The 17274-nt window shown below is 46.7% G+C and carries 19 protein-coding genes; 10 read left to right on the plus strand and 9 right to left on the minus strand.

Going from position 1 to position 17274, the window contains the following annotated elements:
* Positions 1–22: 22 nt before the first annotated feature.
* A complete protein-coding gene (locus IQQ51_RS02015) occupies positions 23–814 on the plus strand; it encodes a sporulation protein (RefSeq protein WP_048610874.1) in 792 nt (263 codons plus the stop codon).
* Positions 815–958: 144 nt separating this feature from the next.
* On the plus strand, positions 959–1612 hold the full coding sequence (trhA, locus tag IQQ51_RS02020; protein ID WP_193840204.1) for a PAQR family membrane homeostasis protein TrhA: 654 nt from the start codon (positions 959–961) through the stop codon (positions 1610–1612).
* Here the strand turns inward: trhA and IQQ51_RS02025 are convergent.
* From IQQ51_RS02025 to def, 6 genes are all read right to left on the minus strand, one after another.
* Positions 1609–2214 (minus strand): DUF3157 family protein, encoded by a 606-nt coding sequence (locus IQQ51_RS02025; RefSeq protein WP_193840205.1) that lies wholly within the window; start codon positions 2212–2214, stop codon positions 1609–1611. The genes trhA and IQQ51_RS02025 overlap by 4 nt on opposite strands.
* A gap of 26 nt (positions 2215–2240) precedes the next feature.
* A complete protein-coding gene (locus IQQ51_RS02030) occupies positions 2241–3686 on the minus strand; it encodes a TrkH family potassium uptake protein (RefSeq protein WP_052880500.1) in 1446 nt (481 codons plus the stop codon).
* Between the two features lie 80 nt (positions 3687–3766).
* Positions 3767–5143 (minus strand): Trk system potassium transporter TrkA, encoded by a 1377-nt coding sequence (trkA, locus tag IQQ51_RS02035; RefSeq protein WP_004735766.1) that lies wholly within the window; start codon positions 5141–5143, stop codon positions 3767–3769.
* A gap of 109 nt (positions 5144–5252) precedes the next feature.
* Positions 5253–6533 (minus strand): 16S rRNA (cytosine(967)-C(5))-methyltransferase RsmB, encoded by a 1281-nt coding sequence (gene rsmB, locus IQQ51_RS02040; protein ID WP_017058774.1) that lies wholly within the window; start codon positions 6531–6533, stop codon positions 5253–5255.
* Positions 6534–6625: 92 nt separating this feature from the next.
* Positions 6626–7573, minus strand: a complete 948-nt coding sequence (fmt, locus tag IQQ51_RS02045) for a methionyl-tRNA formyltransferase (RefSeq protein WP_017058773.1) — start codon at positions 7571–7573, stop codon at positions 6626–6628.
* Between the two features lie 37 nt (positions 7574–7610).
* Positions 7611–8123 (minus strand): peptide deformylase, encoded by a 513-nt coding sequence (gene def / locus IQQ51_RS02050; RefSeq protein ID WP_017058772.1) that lies wholly within the window; start codon positions 8121–8123, stop codon positions 7611–7613.
* 140 nt (positions 8124–8263) lie between these two features.
* On the opposite strand from def, the gene IQQ51_RS02055 reads away from it, so the two are divergent.
* From IQQ51_RS02055 to IQQ51_RS02070, 4 genes are read left to right on the plus strand one after another with little or no spacing between them, the layout of a single operon-like run.
* A complete protein-coding gene (locus tag IQQ51_RS02055; RefSeq protein ID WP_193840206.1) occupies positions 8264–9355 on the plus strand; it encodes a LysM peptidoglycan-binding domain-containing protein in 1092 nt (363 codons plus the stop codon).
* Positions 9352–10464 (plus strand): DNA-processing protein DprA, encoded by a 1113-nt coding sequence (gene dprA, locus IQQ51_RS02060; protein WP_193840207.1) that lies wholly within the window; start codon positions 9352–9354, stop codon positions 10462–10464. Before IQQ51_RS02055 ends, dprA begins: the two co-directional genes overlap by 4 nt.
* Positions 10465–10466: 2 nt before the next feature.
* Entirely contained in the window at positions 10467–10943 is a 477-nt protein-coding gene (locus tag IQQ51_RS02065) for a DUF494 family protein (protein WP_029235873.1), read from the plus strand.
* A gap of 12 nt (positions 10944–10955) precedes the next feature.
* Positions 10956–11525: a type I DNA topoisomerase gene (locus tag IQQ51_RS02070; protein WP_050649824.1), complete on the plus strand. Its 570-nt coding sequence runs from the start codon at positions 10956–10958 to the stop codon at positions 11523–11525.
* 106 nt (positions 11526–11631) lie between these two features.
* Here IQQ51_RS02070 and IQQ51_RS02075 read toward each other — a convergent pair whose 3' ends face one another.
* Positions 11632–12762, minus strand: a complete 1131-nt coding sequence (locus tag IQQ51_RS02075) for a 5-(carboxyamino)imidazole ribonucleotide synthase (protein WP_193840208.1) — start codon at positions 12760–12762, stop codon at positions 11632–11634.
* A 5-nt stretch (positions 12763–12767) separates the two neighbouring features.
* Positions 12768–13253, minus strand: a complete 486-nt coding sequence (purE, locus tag IQQ51_RS02080; RefSeq protein ID WP_004735777.1) for a 5-(carboxyamino)imidazole ribonucleotide mutase — start codon at positions 13251–13253, stop codon at positions 12768–12770.
* 195 nt (positions 13254–13448) lie between these two features.
* Between purE and IQQ51_RS02085 the strand changes: the two genes are divergently transcribed.
* The 4 genes from IQQ51_RS02085 to IQQ51_RS02100 all read left to right on the plus strand — a co-directional run bounded on the left by IQQ51_RS02085 (position 13449) and on the right by IQQ51_RS02100 (position 16135).
* A complete protein-coding gene (locus tag IQQ51_RS02085; RefSeq protein WP_193840209.1) occupies positions 13449–14006 on the plus strand; it encodes an L-threonylcarbamoyladenylate synthase in 558 nt (185 codons plus the stop codon).
* Positions 14007–14025: 19 nt separating this feature from the next.
* Positions 14026–14943 (plus strand): oxygen-dependent coproporphyrinogen oxidase, encoded by a 918-nt coding sequence (gene hemF / locus IQQ51_RS02090; RefSeq protein WP_193840210.1) that lies wholly within the window; start codon positions 14026–14028, stop codon positions 14941–14943.
* Between the two features lie 74 nt (positions 14944–15017).
* A complete protein-coding gene (aroE, locus tag IQQ51_RS02095; RefSeq protein WP_193840211.1) occupies positions 15018–15848 on the plus strand; it encodes a shikimate dehydrogenase in 831 nt (276 codons plus the stop codon).
* 17 nt (positions 15849–15865) lie between these two features.
* Positions 15866–16135 (plus strand): DUF1488 domain-containing protein, encoded by a 270-nt coding sequence (locus tag IQQ51_RS02100; RefSeq protein ID WP_048611195.1) that lies wholly within the window; start codon positions 15866–15868, stop codon positions 16133–16135.
* On the opposite strand, the gene IQQ51_RS02105 is transcribed toward IQQ51_RS02100, so the two are convergent.
* Complete coding sequence (locus tag IQQ51_RS02105) at positions 16132–16677, minus strand: gamma carbonic anhydrase family protein (protein WP_048611258.1); 546 nt, start codon at positions 16675–16677, stop codon at positions 16132–16134. The two genes, IQQ51_RS02100 and IQQ51_RS02105, sit on opposite strands and share 4 nt — an antisense overlap.
* Between the last annotated feature and the right edge of the window lie 597 nt (positions 16678–17274).

Below are 17274 nucleotides of genomic sequence, written 5' to 3' on the forward strand. Positions count from 1 at the left end.
TGATGCTTTAAAGGAGGTGCATATGTCGTTCTTAAAGAAAACGTTAGCAAGTTTTGGAATTGGATCTGCCAAGGTGGATTCTGTATTGCAGCAGGAAGTGCTTTATCCAGGCAAGAAGGCGAGCATTATTGTGCATGTCTATGGTGGCGCTCAGCCACAAGAGATCGACAATATCGATCTCAACTTGTGCTGTCGTTACGTCAAAGAAGTTACCATGAACTCGCAAAGGCAAGAGGGTGGCCAAACACGTCGAATGCACCAGACATACTCGTTGGCCAAATGGAGCCTGCCGTATGCCTTTGTTATTCAGCCGGGTGAAACCCGTGATTTTGAATGTGAGTTTGATGTCCCGCTGAACACACCGGTCACGATTGGTGATTCAAAGGTGTGGCTAGAAACCGGGCTCGATATTGCGATGGCGATTGACCCTTCGGATAAAGACATCTTAACGGTGCGCCCTGACGCACTCCTCGATGGTATTTTCAACGAGCTTGAAGCTCAAGGCTTACGTATCCGCCAAGTGGAATGTGAAGCGGTAGAAGGTTTTGAACTGCCATTTGTACAAGAGTTCGAGTTTGTCCCGACGACGGGTCCTTATCATGGACGCTGGCGTGAGCTTGAGGTTGTTGCTCATCGTGATGAAACTGAGCTTAAGTTGTGGTTTGAGATAGACCGCAATCGCGACGGTGCCAAAGGCATGTTGGCGAGCTTATTGGGAGTGGGTCAGCTACAGCGTCAATTAAGTGTGCCATTGGATACCTCACCGGAAGAAGCCGGCAAGATGGTACTTGAGTATCTAGATAGCGCCTCTTAGTTAGCTCTTTGGTTCTTTAGCTTTAGAGAGCCTAGCCTCATCACACAGTTTAGGCGTCTTTTATGTCATAAAAATTTAAGCTTACACGTGTAAGCTTAATGTGCAATACTAGGTCAATTGAACATTTACTCTAGTAGGATACTCATGTCTGCATCATCAGCTAGCGAATACAGCGACATCGAAGAACGCGCTAACGCGATAACCCATGGCTTGGGCGTCGTGCTTGGCGTGGTTGGTCTGATCTTGCTACTGATTCGCGCGTTTGATTACCAAGCCGACATGTTGACGGTTGCCAGTATGGCAATCTATGGCAGCAGTATTATCCTGCTCTTTCTTGCTTCCACGCTTTATCACTCGATCACCACAGAAAAAACCAAGCGTTTATTGAAAACCCTCGATCACAGTGCAATTTACTTACTCATCGCAGGTAGCTACACGCCGTTTTTATTGGTTGGCTTAAGAACCCCATTAGCGATGGGCTTGATGGCGGTTATCTGGGGAATTGCTCTGGTCGGTATCATCATGAAGATTGCCTTCGTCTACCGATTTAAGCGTCTATCGCTGTTCATTTATTTAGCGATGGGCTGGTTGTCGTTGATTGTGGTGTATCAACTGGCGATGAATATCGAGATAGGCGGCTTGGTGTTATTGGCGCTCGGTGGCGTGATCTACTCGTTGGGGGTTATTTTCTATGTGGCAAAACGCATCCCTTACAACCACGCCATCTGGCATTTGTTTGTTTTGGCGGGCTGCGCTTGCCATTTCTTCGCTATCTATTTGTACGTGACTCCGGTTTAGCGAGCCAATACCTCAGTAATCTCAGCTTTAATCTGATATTCAGGGTGTTGTTCTAGGTCGAGCTTGATGAGTTTGCCTTCTTCACCCGTCTTTGGTCGAAGGTATGTGTCGGCCATTCGTTTGATTGATTTCCACACTGCAACTTCTTCTTCTGCCAACAACTCACCTTCTGCAGTAAATACGCTGATGTTAAGTGATACCAAAATGACCGCTTGAGTGCCTTGGTTGGTGATGGCTGTCGGAATGATAAGCTCACCATCTTCATAGCGACTGGCACCCAGTACAACATCCACTCCTGATTGAGACAGCTGTAAGCTTGGCTTCTTACTATTAACCACAATCGTAGTGCCACGCGTGTTCGTTGCGACAGGTACGGCTACGACAGGGGCTGCTGCAATAGGCGCTGCTGAAACAGGCACTGCGACCTCAGATGTTGTCGCTGCTGCTTCCGTTTGCTTCGGTGCCACGTATTGCCAAGTAAAATCATCTTTGAGTAACACTTGCTTACCATCAGGCAATGTGACCATTTGATCAGCAAAGGCAGAACTTACGAATACTGAGTTTGCGAGCAATGCGCCAGCGAGAAGTACGTATGATTTCATCTGTGTTTCCTTGATTTTGTGCTTGGTTAGCGTCGCCAAAAGGCTGGGAAAAATAGAACAATGAGCGTCAATATCTCAAGTCGCCCCATCAGCATTCCTAAGCTTAGCAACCATTTAGCGGCGTCGGGCAGTGGAGCAAAGTTCCCGGTTGGACCGATCACGCTGCCCATACCTGGACCAACGTTGGCAACGGCTGTGATAGCGCCAGATATACTGGTCACGGGATCAAGCCCCATCGCGCTCAAGCCACCTGCAATTAAGATAATCGTAATAAAGAACATCAAACCAAATGCGACCAGTGAACGCACAATGTCGTCATTTACGGGGCGTTGGTTATAACGTTGAACAAACACACCCGACGGGTGAATTAGCTTCATCATCTGTTTGTGGAGCATGGTCATCGCGATCTGGAAGCGGAAGATTTTGATACCGCCAGAGGTTGAACCTGAGCACGCGCCCGCCATCATTAGAAACGCAAACAAGGTCGTTGGCAGTGCACCCCACGCGGTGAAGTCTTCTAAGCCAAAACCGGTTGTAGTCACAACAGATACAATGTTAAACATCGAAACACGCATCGCATCCATGACTGTGTAGCCATCTCTAACCACCAACCATGTCGATATCACGGCACTGGTGACTAAGAATAGATAGGTGAAGCCTCTCACTTGCGCATCTTTGTAGAGGATTGAGAGTTTTCTACCACGCAGTGCGCCAACAAACAGTAGGAATGGCAGACCGCCAAGGAACATGAACAGGGTTCCCACCCAGTGAGCACTGTTAGAGAAGTGGTTCATCGAGCCATCTGAGGTTGAGTACCCCCCCGTAGAAAGTGTCGTGAAGGCGTGATTGATCGCGTCAAAGATACCCATGCCTGCAAACAGATAGCTAATGATGCACAACCCAGTAAGAACCAGATAAACCGCCACGATGTTCTTCGCGACCGTTTTTGCTCGTGGGCTGCTTTTATCTGACCAATCGGATGATTCGGTTTGGAACAGGCGCATACCACCGACGTTGAGCATTGGTAGAACCGCTACCGCCATAACGATGAAGCCGATGCCACCTAACCATTGCAGTATTGAACGCCATAGCAGAATGCTTGGTGCCATGCTGTCTAAGCCGCTTAATACGGTTGAGCCTGTTGTGGTGATACCAGACATGGTTTCAAAATAGGCGTCAGTAAAGCTGATGTGGTTGATGAAGACAAACGGCAGTGCAGCAAAGGCACTGGCTATCGTCCATACCAGAGAGGTGATCAGGAACATGTCCCGCACCCCAAGTCGGAACTTAGCTGAACGGCCTAAGCTTAAGCAGATGAACGCCACAATGTGCGTGATCACTACCGACTGACCAAACTCGAGGAAGCCACCGGTGCCTGTGAAAAAGGCAACCAATGTAGGGATGTACATGAAAAGGGCGAGTTTTGATAACACTAACCCTATCACTAATAATATCGGACGAAAGTTGACCATAGCTTAATAGACCATCGCTTTGAGCTGGAGCATCGTTCTCACAAGAAGAAGGTTGTGAGAACAAGCTTACGAGAACAAGGCTATAAGAAGAACGGGCTCGGTTGGAATAGAGACTCAACATCAGGTACGTATTTCTTGTCCACTAGGAACATCACTACGTGGTCATCTTGTTCGATTACGGTTCTATCGTGCGCGATAAGTACTTCTTCTCCGCGAACAATCGCACCAATAGTGGTGCCCGGTGGTAGCTTGATGTCGCCAATCGCTCGGCCAACCACTTTAGATGTGGTTTCGTCACCGTGAGCAATGGCTTCAATCGCTTCAGCAGCGCCGCGACGTAAAGATGATACGTTTACGATATCAGCACGACGAACGTGAGTAAGCAGTGCAGAAATCGTCGCTTGCTGTGGCGAGATGGCAATATCAATCACGCCACCCTGAACAAGGTCGACATAAGCGCCACGTTGAATCAGCACCATTACTTTCTTGGCACCCATGCGCTTAGCCAGCATTGCGGACATGATGTTGGTTTCATCTTCATTGGTTAGAGCGATGAACACATCAACTTGATCGATGTTCTCTTCGGTCAGCAGTTCTTGGTCTGCTGCATCACCACAGAAGACGATGGTGTTTTCTAATTCTTCAGATAGCTTCTCGGCACGGGTGTAGCTGCGCTCGATAAGCTTGATGCTGTAGCTCTGCTCAAGGCGTTTTGCCAAGCTTGCACCAATGTTACCACCGCCGACAATCATGATACGGCGGTACGGTTTCTCTAGGCGCTGCAGCTCACTCATTACTGAGCGGATGTGGTTACTCGCTGCGACGAAGAACACTTCATCATCGGCTTCAATGATGGTGGTGCCTTGTGGGCGAATAGGGCGGCCTTGACGGAAAATCGCGGCAACACGAGTATCGATGTGCGGCATGTGCTCACGCAAAGCAGACAGTGCATTACCGACCAGAGGACCACCGTAGTAGGCTTTTACTGCTACTAGGCTCACTTTTTGTTCAGCAAAGCTCACAACCTGCAGTGCGCCTGGGTATTGAATCAGGCGCTCGATGTAGCTGGTCACTAGTTCTTCAGGTGCGATCAGGTGATCGACTGGGATAGCACCTGATTTGAATAGCGCTTCTTTCTCTTCTAGGTATTGAGGAGAACGAATACGGGCAATTCGGTTCGGCGTATTGAAAAGAGAGAAAGCAACCTGACACGCAGCCATGTTGGTTTCATCCATGTTGGTTACGGCAACCAACATGTCGGCATCTTGCGCACCCGCTTCACGTAGTGTGTTTGGGTGGCTGGCATAACCGTTTACAACCCTAAGGTCGTACTTATCCTGAAGTTCACGAAGTCGGTCAGCATTACGGTCGACAATGGTGATGTCGTTGTTTTCACCAACCAGGTTTTCAGCAAGGGTACCGCCAACTTGTCCAGCACCTAGGATAATGATCTTCATAGCCTTTCTCTTTTCTTTACCGTGGTAATTCTAGTTATCTAACTTTATTTTGATAATGCACTAGAAAGAAACAGCGGCTAAGAAATAAATTCTTAGCCGCTGTTAGTTGTTATGCCTGTTTTACTAGAACTGCGTAGTAGAAGCCATCCATATCTTCTTCTCCAGGCAGTATTTGACGACCCGGATTTTCGATATCAGACCCAACCAGCGTTGCGTTCTCAGTACGTGCTAGGAATGCTTTCACTTGCAGCACGTTTTCTTGCGGCGTGATAGAACATGTCGCATAAACCATGGTGCCGCCTTCTTTCAGCTGACGCCACATTGCATCCATAATTTCGCTTTGCAGTTCAGCCAGTGCATCAATGTCAGATGCACGACGTAGCCACTTGATATCAGGGTGACGGCGAATTACGCCAGTCGCTGAACAAGGTGCATCAAGCAGGATACGGTCGAACTTATCACCCATCCACCACTCTTCAGGGTAGCGAGCATCACCACAAATTACGTCGGCACGCAGTTGTAGACGCTCAAGGTTATCGTAAACACGGTCTAGGCGTTTAATGTCACAGTCAATCGCAACCACTTCAGTGTCTTGAGTGTGCTCAAGAATGTGTGCCGTTTTACCACCTGGCGCAGCACAACAATCTAGGATCAGCTCACCATCTTTTGGTGTTAGGTAATCAACCGAAAGCTGAGCGGCAGCGTCTTGCACTGATACCCAACCTCTGTCGAAGCCAGGAAGCAAAGTAACATCACAAGGTGCAGCTAATTTTATGGCATCGGCTGCTTCAGGGTGCAATGTGTATTCAATGTTTTCGTTTTTAAGCAGTTCAACATACTCGTCACGAGTGTGGTGTTGGCGGTTAACGCGCAGCCACATTGGTGCCTTGCTGTTGTTTGCTTCAACCAGTTGCTCCCATTGATCTGGGTAGCTCTCTTGAAGCATTTTTAGAATCCAGCTTGGGTGGCCGTATTTGCCTGCATTGTGGCTAACGGCTTTTTCGTCCAGTTCTTCTTGGTCACGTAGGTAGCTACGTAGCACAGCGTTGATCAAACCACTCAGGCTTGGACCACGCAGTGTTTTAGTACCCTCAACCGTTTCAGCAACCGCAGCATGCGAAGGGATACGCATGAAGCTTAGTTGGTAAATGCCCACCAAGATTAGGTGGTGGAATACACGCTTCTTACCTTTAAGCGGGTTTTCCATCAGTTCGTTAGCGATTGACTCTAAACGAGGCAGGTAACGAAGTGCGCCGTAGCAAATCTCTTGCAGTAGAGCATGGTCTCGCGGACGGATCGTTTTTTGAGCCGCAGGGAGAGCGTGTGAAAGAGAGTGGCCTTTATCGACAACTTGGAATAGGACATTTGCAGCAGCAGCGCGAACATTCATGAGGGGTACCGAATATTTATTTGAATACATGAGGGCATCTCTGCCCTCGTAAAGGTTTTCTAAGCTGCGTAATGAACAGCTTTAAAAGCGGATTAAGAAAGTTGAGTACCAACTTCAAACCAGCTTGCACGTGAGTTCAAGATATCCTGAACTGACATGGCTTTTTTACCTGGAACTTGCAGTTGTTCAAGAACAAGTACGCCTTGCCCTGTTGCTACGTAGATACCAGTTTTATCCGCTTGCAGAATAGTACCTGCAGGCTTATCAGAAGTTTGCTCTGCCACACGGCTTTGCCATACTTTGATGCTGTTCTCAGCAGCTTCAAAGTGGCTCATTGGCCATGGGTTGAAGGCACGAACGCAGCGCTCAATATGAGCTGCTTCATCACTCCAGTTGATACGAGCTTCTTCTTTGCTTAGCTTCTTCGCGTAGTTAGCAAGCTCATCGTCTTGCTTCTCTGCAACCGCTTTGCCAGAAGCGATGTCAGCTAAACACTCAACAAGAGCGTCAGGGCCAAGACCCGCTAATTTCTCGTACATCGATGCGCTAGTATCTGTCGCTTCGATAGGCAGCGTTGCGATGCTGAGCATGTCGCCAGTATCTAGGCCGATATCCATCTGCATGATCGTTACGCCGGTCTCTTTATCACCGGCCCAAATAGAGCGTTGAATCGGAGCAGCACCACGCCAGCGCGGTAGGATAGAGCCATGTACGTTGATACAACCTAAGCGAGGCGTATCTAATACAACCTGCGGAAGCAATAAGCCGTAAGCGACAACAACCATGATGTCAGCGTTCAATTCAGCTAGCTCTTGCTTAGCCTCATCTGACTTGAAGTTTTCTGGTTGGTAAACCGGAATGTTGTTTTCAAGTGCGATGTTTTTTACTGGGCTCGCAGTGAGTTTTTTACCGCGGCCTGCTGGGCGATCTGGCTGTGTGTAAACAGCAACGACTTCATGCTCCGAAGACAACAACGCCGCCAAGTGACGGGCGGCGAAATCCGGAGTACCTGCAAAGACAATTCTTAAAGACTGACTCAAGGTAGGCTTCCTTCTAATTTAGTAATAGCAGCGGTTATTAACCTTGTTTCTCGTTGAAACGTTTGATCTTCGCTAGCTTATCTTGGATACGTTTACGCTTTAGTGGCGATAGGTAATCAACAAACAACTTGCCTTCTAGGTGGTCAAGTTCGTGCTGAACACAAATAGCCAGAAGGTCGTCAGCGTCGAATGTGAATTCGTTGCCGTCACGGTCTAATGCTTTAACCGTTACTTCTGCAGCGCGAGGTACTAGAGCTCGAGCGCCTGGTACAGATAGGCAGCCTTCTTCGATTCCATCTTCGCCGCGTTTCTCAGTAATTTCAGGGTTGATCAGCACCATTGGCTCATCACGTGTTTCTGAAATATCGATAACAACGATGCGTTGGTGGAAATCTACTTGCGTTGCCGCAAGGCCGATACCTTCTTCGTCGTACATGGTTTCAATCATGTCATCAACGAACTTTTGAATCTCTGGGGTAACTTCTTTTACCGGTTTCGCCACGGTACGTAGACGATCATCTGGTAATGTTAATACTTGTAATACAGACATATACACTCGAAATATTGAACTGTGCCGAAACAGCTTAAACCTTGTTGGCTCAATTCTAGACATTTTAGAGGTCAAATGACAGCATCCTGAAGGTAATTCTCAAATCAGATGTCATATATTCAGACCAAGGAACCTAGGTCATGCGTCATTTTTCTCCCATTTTTTCTCTTGTTTGTGCCTCGCTTTCGTTCGCCGCTACGGCTGAAAATAGTGCTCAACCTTTAACCATTAAGCAGGGCGCACCTGAGGCGTATGTGGTGGTAAAGGGCGATACCTTATGGGATATATCTGCGATGTATCTTGATAGCCCGTGGTTATGGCCAAGGTTGTGGCAGGTAAACCCTGAGATAGAAAACCCTCATCTTATATATCCCGGAGATAAACTGTCTTTGGTTTGGATTAATGGTGAGCCGGTATTGAGTCTTAAACCGGTTATCAAGCTGAGCCCTAAGATTCGTGTCTCGGAGAAGAAAGCGGTGCCAACCGTCAATGAGGGGTTGGTTCTGCCGTATCTACAATCTGACCGCTTGGTTGAAAAGCAAGACATTCAATCGGCTCAACGAGTGTTAGGGACGAGTGATGGAAAGAGATTCTTATCGGGTGAAGACCGGTTGTTTATCTCGGGCAACCAACAACATCAAAAGTGGGGTATCTACCGCGCCGTTGAAACCTACCAGCGACAGCAACCTCAAGCGAGTATGACCTCGTTGCGTTTGGTCGCCACGGCACGCTTAAAAGAAGTGGACGCTGAGTTCAGTAGTTTACAGATAGAGACTCAACTGCAAGAGGTACTGCTTAACGATCTCGTGTTACCGGAGCTTGGTGTTGATCAGGTGAAGCTCTCAACCACATTTTATCCAGCGCCTAGTGCGGCGGGTCAGTTTGCTAATATCTTGGGTTCATTAGATGGCAGCCAATACAGCGCAAAGAATCAGGTGGTCGTTATTAATAAAGGCTCACTGGACAACCTTCGTCAGGGATCTATGTTCACCCTTAGCGAGAGTGGGGCTGTGGTGTTTGGTAAGCAAGGTGAATACAGCTATAAAGAATCAACAGCGAGCGATAAGGTGCAATTGCCAAGTACCTCGCTGGGCAGCTTGATGGTTATTCGCCCTTACGAGTATTTTAGCTTGGCGTTGATCACTCAAAGCTCCAAGCCGGTTAGTAATGACATTCTGGCGGTATCGCCTTTGGATCTTGCGTTGACGGAAGAGATTAAGGGCACCGAGTGAATGAGCAACAACTGATCGCTTGGCTCTCGCTGAGCTTTGTTCCGCAACTGGGTGGTAAGCGTCTTTCTCGTCTGCTGAGTGTTGATTCCCCATCGAATATTGTTGGTTACTCCAGCCAACAGCTGCAAGCGATCGGTTTGTCTGCTAAGCAGATTTCTTACTTAAGACAGCAAGCCCCAAGAGAAGTGGAGGCTTGCCTGGCGTGGCAAGCAAGGCTGCCCAACCATCACATCATTACCCCTAATTGCCCGCATTATCCCAAACTGCTGAACGAGACAGCCTCTGCACCAAGTGTGCTTTTCGTTAAAGGTCATCTTGAAAAACTTATTGAGCCTCAAATTGCTATGGTCGGTAGTCGTAACGCCAGTCTCGAAGGGCTGCAAACCGCGAAGTCCTTTGCTAAAGAGTTTGTCCAAAACGGTTTGATTGTCACCAGTGGCTTAGCGCTCGGTATTGATGGCTACGCTCATGATGGTGCTCTAGATAAAGGAGGGGAAACTTTTGCGGTGTTGGGTTCTGGCTTGGATTCCATTTACCCTGCACGTCACCGAAATCTAGCGGATAGAATTTGTGAGAATGGCGCGCTGATCTCAGAGTTCCGTCCAAGCGCCAAACCTCGACCTGAACATTTCCCTCGCCGTAACCGTATTATAAGTGGGTTGTCTTTGGGGACTCTCGTTGTTGAGGCGGCTGAGAAAAGCGGTTCTCTGATTACGGCGCGTTATGCGATGGAGCAAGGCCGCGAAGTGTTTGCGCTTCCCGGTTCGATTCATAACCCAACCAGTCGTGGAGGCAACAGTCTAATTAAGGCTGGGGCATGTTTGGTACAGAGCGCTCAAGATGTTCTAATTGAAATAAAGAGTCTGTTAGACTGGTCTATAGATCAGCAGCCCAGTTTGTTCGAACCTACGCCGAACAAGAGTGAAAATGAACAATTGCCATTTCCACAGCTGTTAGCTAACGTAGGACTAGAGGCGACACCCGTTGATATTTTGGCACAGAGAACCCATATACCTGTGCATGAGGTCATGATGCAGCTTTTAGAGCTTGAGCTCTCAGGGCATGTTGTTGCAGTTTCCGGTGGCTATATTCGAAAGGGGAGAGGCTAGCTATGATGATGGACATACTGATGTACTTGTTTGAAACCTACATCCATAGCGATTCTGAATTGCAGGTGGATCAAGACGAACTGGAAGATGAGCTTCTTCGAGCAGGGTTTCACCAAGATGATATTTACAAGGCCCTCCATTGGTTAGAAGATCTTGCTGCACTGCAAGATACTGACAACCAAGCGGCGATTACTATGTGCTCCAATACATCGATGCGTGTTTATACCAGTCGAGAGATTTCACGTATTAATATGGAGTGTCGAGGCTTCTTATTGTTCCTTGAGCAGATCAACGTGCTCACGACAGAGATTCGTGAAATGGTGATTGATCGTGTGATGGGGCTTGAGACCAACGAATTTGAATTGGATGATCTGAAATGGATTATCTTAATGGTGCTATTTAATGTGCCGGGTAATGAAAGTGCTTACACGCAAATGGAAGAGCTGTTGTACACCAAAGAGCAAGGTATCTTGCATTAATACAGGCTTGTCATGAGTAGTAAGATTGATAATCAGCTTTTTTCAGCACATGAACATGCGTTAGAGCATGAACCATGTCCACAGTGTGGTGGGGAGCTTCAGCTTCGCCATGGTAAGCACGGCCCATTTTTAGGCTGTAAGCAGTATCCGAGCTGTGATTACATCAAGCCTCTTCATCAAAATGATGGTCATGTGGTGAAAGAACTGGGCGTGCCGTGTCCTAAATGCCAAAACGAATTGGTATTAAGGCAAGGTCGCTTTGGGATGTTCATTGGTTGTAGTAGTTACCCAACGTGTAATCACATCGAATCTTTGGATCAACCGAAAGAACAACCTGAAGAACAGCCACTTGTTGCCTGCCCTGAGTGTGGTCGAGGCCACTTGGTTGAGCGTAAATCTCGCTATGGCAAAACCTTCTATGCGTGTGATAACTACCCTAAGTGTAAGTTTGCCGTTAATCAGCCACCTGTTATAGGTCGTTGTGAACAGTGCCAGTTCCCGCTGTTATTGGAGAAGAAAACGGCCAGTGGCACCAAGATGCAATGCGCTGATCGCAAGTGTCATCACATTCAATCTCAGTAGTAATACTATTCGCAGTAAGTGACTGATCAGAAATAAAAAAAACGGCGCTCAATGAGCGCCGTTTCTATATCCAATGAACTTTTTATATCAATAAGCCAATGTAGGCTTACTTCATCTGCTCAGCAAACTCATGCACAGCTGGGTAGGCTTGCTTATCAAGAATGTCAGCCAATGAGCACAATGCTCTTTGTAGCTCTGCGTTGTAGTCAGCGCTCACGTTAATGTGGCCCATCTTACGACCTGCACGCTTCTCTTTGCCATACCAATGAACATGACAACCACCTTGAGCAAGAATTGCCTCAGGTAGGGTATCTTCACCAAGAATGTTGATCATTGCGGTGGGACGAATCAGTTTAGTGCTGCCTAGTGGCATACCACATACGGCACGTAGGTGGTTCTCAAACTGACAAGTTTCAGCGCCTTGCTGCGTCCAGTGGCCAGAGTTATGAACTCGTGGTGCAATCTCATTAACCAGCAGTGAACCTTGAACATCAAAGAACTCAAGTGCTAGCACACCAACGTAATCTAGGCGCTCAGCAATAGCAGTGAACATGGCTTTCGCTTGCTCTTGCAGTTCAATGTCGTCAATGGCTGTTGATAAGCTCAACACGCCGTCGGTGTGAACATTTTCAGCCAGTGGGTACATTTGAATCTCGCCATTGGTACCACGAGCACCAACCAGTGATACTTCGCGGTCAAACGGAACAAACTCTTCAGCCACAATTGCTTGGTTGTCTGTTGCGGCAATGCACTCGGCCATTTCTGCCCAAGTCGCGTCAACATTGTCTAAGGTCTTTAAGCGCCATTGACCTTTACCATCGTAGCCGCCCAGTGTGCTCTTCAAGACCATTGGTAAGCCAACGTGAGCGATCGCAGCGTCAAAGTCTTCGCGAGAGTTAATCACGTAGTATTTGGCATTTTTCACATTTGCTTCGTCTAACAGGGCTTTTTCAAGACGACGGTCACCGCCTGCTTTGATTGCTTCTGTTGTCGGTAAGAACTTACCGCTGCGTTCACACACCTCAAGTACATCGTGAGGAATATGTTCGAATTCAGCAGTAATGACGTCCGCACGCTCAATCGCATTTTCTAAGCCGTTACCTAGAATCGCTTGCGTTAATGGGTGAACAATATTTTTGCTGCCAACATCAAAAGCAGAAATTTCAATATTCAGCGGTGCCCCAGCTAGGGACATCATGCGAGCAAGTTGGCCCGCGCCTAACACAAGAACATGCATGGAAATTAGTCCTCTGCAGGGTTTGGATTAGCTAGAACCGTTTCTGTTTGTTCAGAGCGGAACGCTTCTACTTTTGCCATCACTTCTTCATTGTGTGTACCAATGATTTGAGCCGCGAGGATACCTGCATTGGCAGCGCCTGCTTCACCGATAGCCAAAGTACCTACCGCGATACCTTTCGGCATCTGCACGATAGAAAGCAGAGAGTCCATGCCTTTCAGTGCTTTAGACTGAACTGGAACACCCAGAACTGGTACGCTTGTGAAAGCAGCAGCCATGCCCGGAAGGTGCGCTGCACCGCCAGCACCAGCAATAATCACTTTAATACCGCGCTCTTTCGCACTGGTTGCGTAGTCAGCAAGCAACTGAGGTGTGCGGTGAGCAGAAACCACTTTTGTTTCGTACGCCACGCCAAACTGATCCAACATTTCTGCAGCTAGCTTCATTGTTGGCCAATCAGATTTAGAACCCATGATAATACCGACAGTCATCTCAAACTCCTTCAGGTACGATTTAATTAGTGATTAGATATTTTGCGCGCATTATACGGGTAAAATTGCTTAAGGAAAACGTTTGCGTCAGTCTAAGTTGTTAATTGATACATTTTATAAACAAATAGCTTTAGTCACAGTGAATGATAATTTGTACACTTAGTGAGTTAGATAACTGAATTAATGAGGCAACCCGTGGATAACTTTCAACATACTTTGCAGGCATTACAACAAGGTGAAGTCATTGCTTACCCGACCGAAGGCGTTTTTGGGGTCGGTTGTGATCCCGATAATCCACAAGCCATCAAGAAATTACTCGACCTAAAACAACGACCGATCGAGAAAGGGTTGATCTTAATTGCTGCGAGTTACGAGCAACTGTTACCTTACATTGATGAAAGCCAATTGACGGAAGCGCAGTTGGCAACAGTGAAAGCGACATGGCCAGGTCCGGTCACTTGGATTATGCCAACCAGCAGCAAAGTTACTGACTGGGTAAGTGGTCAATTTGATTCCATCGCGGTACGAGTGACTGATCACCCTTTGGTTCAAAGAATGTGTAATGAGTTTGGTAAGCCATTAACCTCTACCAGTGCTAACCTGACCGGCGAGCCGCCTTGTATGACGACTGAAGAAGTTCAGCTGCAACTTGGCCAACATTTGGTGGCTATTTTAGAAGGTCAAACGGGTGGCCGTGAGAAGCCAAGCGAAATTAGAGATGCAAAAACGTCGAAAATATTAAGACAGGGTTAAACCCTGCAGAGGAAGAAAGATGTCAGCAATTGATAAAGAAGCAGTAAAACAGTTTTTACTGAGCCTACAAGATTCGATTTGCCAGCAGCTTGAGCAAGCTGATGGTACAGCACTGTTTGAAGAAGATGCATGGCAGCGTGAGCCTGGCGAGCGCCTTGGTGGTGGTGGTCGAACTCGTGTGATGACCAACGGTGCGGTATTTGAGCAAGGTGGGGTTAACTTCTCTCACGTAGCGGGTAAGGCGATGCCAGCCTCAGCCACCGCTCATCGCCCTGAATTAGCCGGACGCAAGTTTGAGGCAATGGGTGTCTCATTAGTTATCCACCCTAAAAACCCATATATCCCAACCTCACACGCGAACGTTCGATTCTTCATTGCAGAAAAAGAAGGGGAACCCCCAATTTGGTGGTTTGGCGGTGGTTTTGACTTAACGCCATTTTATCCTGTCGACGAAGACTGCCAATCTTGGCATCAAACAGCCAAAGATCTTTGTGCGCCATTTGGTGATGATGTTTATCAAGAGCACAAAGAATGGTGTGATAAGTACTTCTATCTTCCACATAGAGATGAAACACGTGGTGTGGGTGGTTTGTTCTTTGATGACTTAAATGAGTGGGGCTTCGATAAGAGCTTTGCTTACATGCAGGCGGTCGGTGAAGGCTTTGCTGCGGCGTACTTACCAATTGTAGAACGACGCAAAGAGACACCTTATGGCGAACGTGAGCGTGACTTCCAACTATACCGTCGTGGCCGCTATGTTGAATTTAACCTAGTGTATGATCGTGGCACCCTATTTGGTCTACAAAGCGGTGGTCGCACAGAGTCTATATTGATGTCGATGCCGCCATTGGCTCGTTGGGAATACCGCTACGAACCACAAGCGGGTTCACCGGAAGCTCTGCTTTATAGCGACTACCTAAAGCCTCGAGTTTGGTAGTTCTTCCTTCCTTATAGGGATAGTGATAGGGTCATCTATATAGATGACCTTTTTTATTTCTGTTAGGTAAGGATATGATACAGCAAGTAGATCGTTATGCCGTTTTCGGTAACCCTATTGGGCAAAGCAAATCACCATTCATTCACACATTATTTGCTCGCCAAACCAGCCAACAACTTACCTATACAGCACTTCAGCCAGAGCATGGTGAATTCATCACTGCTGCCCAAGCGTTTTTTAGTGAAGGTGGTCGAGGGTGTAATGTCACAGCGCCATTTAAAGAAGATGCTTATCTGTTTGCCAATCGCCTGACTGAAAGAGCTGAACTGGCCGGTGCCGTAAATACCCTTAAGAAGTTAGATGACGGAGAGATCATTGGTGATAACACCGATGGTGAGGGCTTAGTTCAAGACCTGCTTCAACATCAAGTCACGCTAAAAGGAGCACGTGTTCTTCTTCTTGGCGCTGGTGGTGCTGCGAGAGGAGTGATTCAACCTCTTCTCGACCAAAAACCACAACAGCTGGTGGTCGCTAATCGAACCAGCTCCAAGGCAGAACTATTGGCTGAGATGTTTTCGTCGCATGGAAATATCAAAGGTATGGGGCTAAGTGATGTTAATGAAGGCTTTGATGTCATTATTAACTCGACCTCATCTGGTCTAAGTGGGCAGCTTCCTGAAGTGTCTGAGGTGATTTTCAATTCTAATAGCGCCGTTTATGACATGGTTTATGGATCGGGAACCACAGTATTCAATCAATGGGCATTAGATAATGGTGTTCATGCTGCTTATGATGGTTTGGGTATGTTAGTGGGGCAGGCAGCAGAGAGCTTTATGCTTTGGCGTGGTCTTCGTCCGGGAACAAAACAGATTTTAAGAGAATTACGTAAAAACCTAGAGATGTAATGAGGTGTTTATAAAAAATGAATCAATCAATTCTATTTCCTGATATCCAAGATTGGGATGAAGAGAGCCGAACAATCACATTCCCAGCACAACAGTCGGGCGCATTGATTGAATGCGTCATGTCTATTGAGGAATTATCACAATTGGCAGGAAGAGATATAGAAGAAGGCGATCAAGCTTTAGTTATCTTTTCAGAGTTACGTTTCGATATTGAAGAGCTAGCGGAAGAGTTAATAGAAGAAGAGGAGTATGACTCCTCTAATCGGATTCAGATCAAAGCGCTTTAGACTGGAAGCACAGAGTCTAGATAGTCATTTTTATTCTGAACATAGTTGTCAGCTGATTTCTGTAAAAAGGCTCGCTCTTTATCATTTAATGGGCGAGCTTGTTTTACTGGGCTTCCTACATAGAGATAACCGCTTTCAAGTACTTTATTAGGCGGTACCAAGCTACCAGCACCAATCATCACTTCTTTTTGGATAATCACGCCATCCAACACGATCGCTCCCATACCAACAAGTACACGATCTTCAATCGTGCAGCCGTGCAGCATTACTTTATGTCCGATAGTGACATCATTACCTATTAATAGAGGGTAACCCTCAGGGTTTTCAGCATTCTTATGGGTGACGTGCAAGACACTACCATCTTGGATATTCGTTCTCTCTCCAATATGAATGTGGTTCACATCCCCTCGAGCTGCAACCAAAGGCCACACGCTAGAGTCGTTACCGATTTTGATATCACCAACCAGTACCGAACTTGTATCTATATAGACACCTTGCCCAATTTGAGGGGATATTCCTTTATAACTGCGTATTGAACTCATAAATCCTCCTTTATATAGGCACCTTAAGCTCTTAATTAAGGGGAATACTAGTGAAAATGGAGTGTTTTGAACAAAAAACGCTCGAACAATCAAAAAAGTAAGAAAAACTTCAAAAAGGGCTTGCCAGTGTGATCGAAATCTCTATAATGCGACCTCGTTGAAACGGGAAGGCTTCGTAAGAAACCAAAACGAATCAGCAGGTCAAATTAGCCAAGCTAAGCGCTTGAAAAAAGTTTTGAAAATAGTGGTTGACACTAAAACTTAAATCGCTAAAATGGCCGTCCGATTTGAGCGAAGCTCAAAAAGGAAAAGCTCTTTAACAATTTAAACCTATCAATCTGTGTGGGCACTCGTTGATGAATATCAAAACGTTATTACTTAGGTAATAGCAGTTACTTCGGTAACAAATTGATTTCAATGAACTGAGTGACCAATACGTTTAACTACTTGTAGTTATTCGGCACAGTCAATTCATTACCATTCTGTTGGAATGGTAATTGCTTTAGAATTACATGTTCATTTTCGAATGAATATTAGTTTTGAAGTCAGTATTCGTTGAGTCACAAAATCTTAAATTGAAGAGTTTGATCATGGCTC

The sequence above is a fragment of the Vibrio sp. OPT18 genome, from assembly GCF_015163615.1.
GTDB classification, from domain to species: Bacteria; Pseudomonadota; Gammaproteobacteria; order Enterobacterales; family Vibrionaceae; genus Vibrio; species Vibrio coralliirubri.